Source organism: Allosphingosinicella sp. (assembly GCF_036387215.1).
In the GTDB taxonomy this organism is placed as follows: Bacteria; Pseudomonadota; Alphaproteobacteria; order Sphingomonadales; family Sphingomonadaceae; genus Allosphingosinicella.
Window position 1 is genome coordinate 1 of record NZ_DASVUE010000094.1, and the last position, 3,439, is coordinate 3,439.

Sequence of the window (3,439 nt, forward strand, 5' to 3'; positions counted from 1 at the left end):
CGGCGCGCCGGAGGCCGGTACCACCCACAGTTCGTGGCTGTGGCCGGCGGCGCCCTGGAGCACTGCCGGAGTGGCGATCAGGCTCCGGGAACGGGCGTCGTAGGTGATGATGAGCGCCGCGGGGCCGCCCTCGGATCCGAGCGAAGCGACCATCATCTCGGCGGCAGCCTGCTGTGCCGGAGGCTGGATCGCCGGGTCCTTTTGCCGGCCCTCCAGGCCGATGACCAGGACCAGAGCCGCCGCGACGGCGGTCATCGCCGCGGAATAGGTGCGCCAGAGCCTCGCCTTGCGGCGGAGCGCGTGGATCGTCGCGCCTTCGCCGGATTGATCGAGACCGGCTGAGATCCGACTCCACAGTTCAGCGGGAGGTGTCTCCTCCGGGATGGCGTCGAGGAGGGGCGCGAGCCTCGCCTCCCATTCTTCGACGCGGCGCGCGAAGGCGGGATCGCCGTTCAGCCTGCCGCGCGCGGCAAGCATCTCCTCCGCGTCCAGCAGCCGAAGCACATATTCGGCCGCGATCCGGTCGTCGCCGGTGAGTTCGGGCGCGCTGCTCATCGCTCCATGCACTCCCGGAGCTGGAGCAGGCCGCGGCGGATCCAGCTCTTCATCGTACCCAATGCGACGCCGCTGCGTTCGGCAAGCTCGGCATAGGTGACGCCGCCGAAGAAGGCGGTGCGGATCGCGTCCCCGCGCTGCGCCTCGAGTTCGCCGAGGCAGGCGGCGAGCCGTCCTCCCGTCTCCGCAGTCTCGAGCATGGAAGCGGCATCGGGCGAGGGATCGGCGACCTCGAGCGCCGCCTCGACCGGGTCGGAGCGGCGGCCGCCGCCGGCGGCGCGGAGCCGGTCGATCGAGCGGTTCCGGGCGAGGGTGGCGAGCCAGGTGATGGGGCTTGCACGCTCCGCATCGAAGCTTCCGGCTTTCCGCCACACGTTGAGGTAGATGTCCTGCAAAGCGTCCTCGGCCTCTGCCCTGTCATGCAAGATACGAAGGCAGATGCCGAAAAGCTTCGCCGACGTCGCTTCATAGACTTCGGAGAGTGCCGCCTGGCTTCCGCGCCCGGCCCGGGCGAGCGCGTCGCTGAGGCGCCGCCGCGCCTCGCCTGGATCGTTTCTCGAGGAGCGGTCCGCCACGGCGGCAGGTTGTGGCAGAGGATAGAGGGCTGGGCAACACAGGTTGCATCCGGCGCGGGGGAAGCTCCGTAGCTCCTCGGACGAGAGGAGGCCGAAACATGCCCGCGATCATCAGGAAGGTTCCGGACTGGCTGTATTTCGTGCTGCTTGGAAAGCTGGTCGGCACGCTCATCTTCATGTGAGGACGTCTTTCGCGCTGGGGCGTCCCGTTAGGCGAATTTCCACGACCTTGCCTTACGGCAGAGCCGCGCCGCGGGGAGAGCGGCTCGACGAGGGGAGGTCGAATGCAGCTGATGCTTCTGGCGCTGTTGGGCGGGATCGCGGTTGCCGACGCGGCGCCGGCCGATGCGCAAACAGCTTCCGGCAGGTGCGTCACCGAGGTTGCCGCGCCGGGCATGGCCGTGTCGCACTGCAGCCCTCCGCCGCCCGTCGCAGTCAAAGGGCGAAGCATACCGGCCAACAGCGTCATGGCGCCGGAGCCGAGCTTCGTCGACCGTACGCCGCAGGCGAGGACCCCGCCGCCGCCGGCCGCGCTCCAACCCTATGTCCGCGCCGGCGCGCTCAGCCCGGGCGACTATGCCTGGATAAGGGGCCGGTTCCCGAGCGCGAGCGGGGAAGAAAAAGCGGCGGCGGCCTCGGTCCAGAGCTGGCTCGACGCCTGCCGTGAGGCGGAGGTTGCGGAGACTCGTGCCTCGCTGGCAGCGGTCGGGATTGCGACACCGAGCCTGGAGGAAATGCCGTTTCGCGACCGGCTGTGCGGCCAGGTTGCCGGCGTCCATGCGGGCGCGGCGAACTTCCCCTCGTTCGAAACATTCCAGCAGGCAATGCGCGCGGCGGAGCCTGTCGCCTGGACCTATCTCAACGCAGTGCGCGTGGCCGAAGGCGTGGCGCGGCGCCAGGCGGAGACCGTGAGGGACGAGCTGCTGGCTCGGATGGTGGGCGAGCAGGCGTTCCGCTTCGCGATAAGCTGGGGCCATGGCGACCTCGCGGCTGGACCGCAGCTGTCGGAGACGGCGGTGACAACGCTCCGCGCCCAGGTGCGGGCTGCGGCGGCGGAGCGCGACCGCGACAACACGAAGTGGCTGAAGTCGGTCGTCGAGAAGAACGGCTGGCCCACGATCTCATCGGTGGGGAAGAATGCCTCGCAGGCGGCCTGGCTGATGCTGCAATATGCGGGCAGCGATCCCGGCTTCCAGGTGCGCGCGCTGAAGCTCATGCAGCCGCTCGTCGCCAGGGACGAAGTGCAGAGGCAGCATTATGCCTATGCGTATGACGGCGTCATGTTGACGCTGACGGGTAAGCAAAGGTTCGGGACCGATACGTCCTGCCGGGCCGGGCGCTGGATCGTCAAGCCGCTCGAGGATGAGAGCAAAGTGGAAGCGTATCGAAAGGCGGTCGGCCTGCCGCCGCTGTCCGAGTATCTCGGCCAGTTGCAGGCCGCCGGGCAATGCCGCGCTCGCTAACAAGCGGCTGACGGGCCACGAGCGGTAGCGGAAAAGGCTCCTAAGCCGCGGGTACTCCGTAGAGATCGTGCTCGTCCGCGTCCTCGACCAGGACCTTGACGACATCGCCCTGCCGGAGGTGGCCTGCGTCGCGGAGGTGGACTTCGCCGTCGATCTCGGGAGCGTCGGCATAGGAGCGGCCGGTGGCGCCGCCTTCGCCGTCGGCGAGGTCGACGATCACGTCCAGGGTGCGGCCGATCCTGGCCTGGAGCTTGGCCGCGGAGATGGCTGCGGTCTTCTCCATCAGGCGGGCGTAACGCTCTTCCTTCACTTCCTCGGGGACTGCGTTGGGGAGGTGGTTGGCCGCGGCGCCCTCGACGGGCTCGAACCGGAAGGCTCCCACCCGATCGAGCTGCGCCTCGTCCAGCCACTGCATGAGATATTCGAAATCGGCTTCGGTCTCGCCGGGGAAGCCGACGACGAAGGTCGAGCGGATCGCGATGTCGGGGCAGATCTGCCGCCAGCCGCGGATTCGCTCGAGCACCTTGGCTTCGTTGGCGGGCCTTCGCATCGCCTTGAGGACGCTGCGCGAGGCGTGCTGGAACGGGATGTCGAGATAGGGGAGCACCAGGCCTTCGGCCATCAGCGGGATGACCTGGTCGACGTGCGGATAAGGGTAGACGTAGTGAAGGCGCACCCAGGCGCCGAGCTTGCCGAGCTCGCGCGCCAGGTCGGTCATGTGGGCGCGCGCTTCGCCGCCTTTCCAAGGCCGCGGCTGGTGGCGGATGTCGACTCCGTATGCGGACGTGTCCTGGCTGATCACCAGTAGCTCGCGGGTTCCGCCCTCGATCAGTTTCTCGGCCTCGC

General features: G+C 68.7%; 4 protein-coding genes. 1 reads left to right on the forward strand and 3 read right to left on the reverse strand.

Annotated features, from left to right (window positions below; genetic code table 11):
• A partial coding sequence (locus VF662_RS04260) for an anti-sigma factor (RefSeq protein ID WP_464138039.1) occupies positions 1-555 on the reverse strand: 555 nt, incomplete at its 3' end.
• Complete coding sequence (locus VF662_RS04265; RefSeq protein WP_464138041.1) at positions 552-1,130, reverse strand: sigma-70 family RNA polymerase sigma factor; 579 nt, start codon at positions 1,128-1,130, stop codon at positions 552-554. The genes VF662_RS04260 and VF662_RS04265, both read right to left, overlap by 4 nt.
• Positions 1,131-1,414: 284 nt before the next feature.
• On the opposite strand from VF662_RS04265, the gene VF662_RS04270 reads away from it, so the two are divergent.
• Positions 1,415-2,593: a DUF6624 domain-containing protein gene (locus VF662_RS04270; protein WP_464138043.1), complete on the forward strand. Its 1,179-nt coding sequence runs from the start codon at positions 1,415-1,417 to the stop codon at positions 2,591-2,593.
• Positions 2,594-2,633: 40 nt separating this feature from the next.
• On the opposite strand, the gene VF662_RS04275 is transcribed toward VF662_RS04270, so the two are convergent.
• On the reverse strand, positions 2,634-3,439 hold an 806-nt coding region (locus VF662_RS04275), incomplete at its 5' end, for a radical SAM protein (protein WP_464138047.1).

Coding starts and splice junctions, on each gene's coding strand:
- VF662_RS04270 (WP_464138043.1), top strand. CDS start 1,415: ATGCAGCTGATGCTTCTGGCGCTGTTGGGCGGGATCGCGGTTGCCGAC.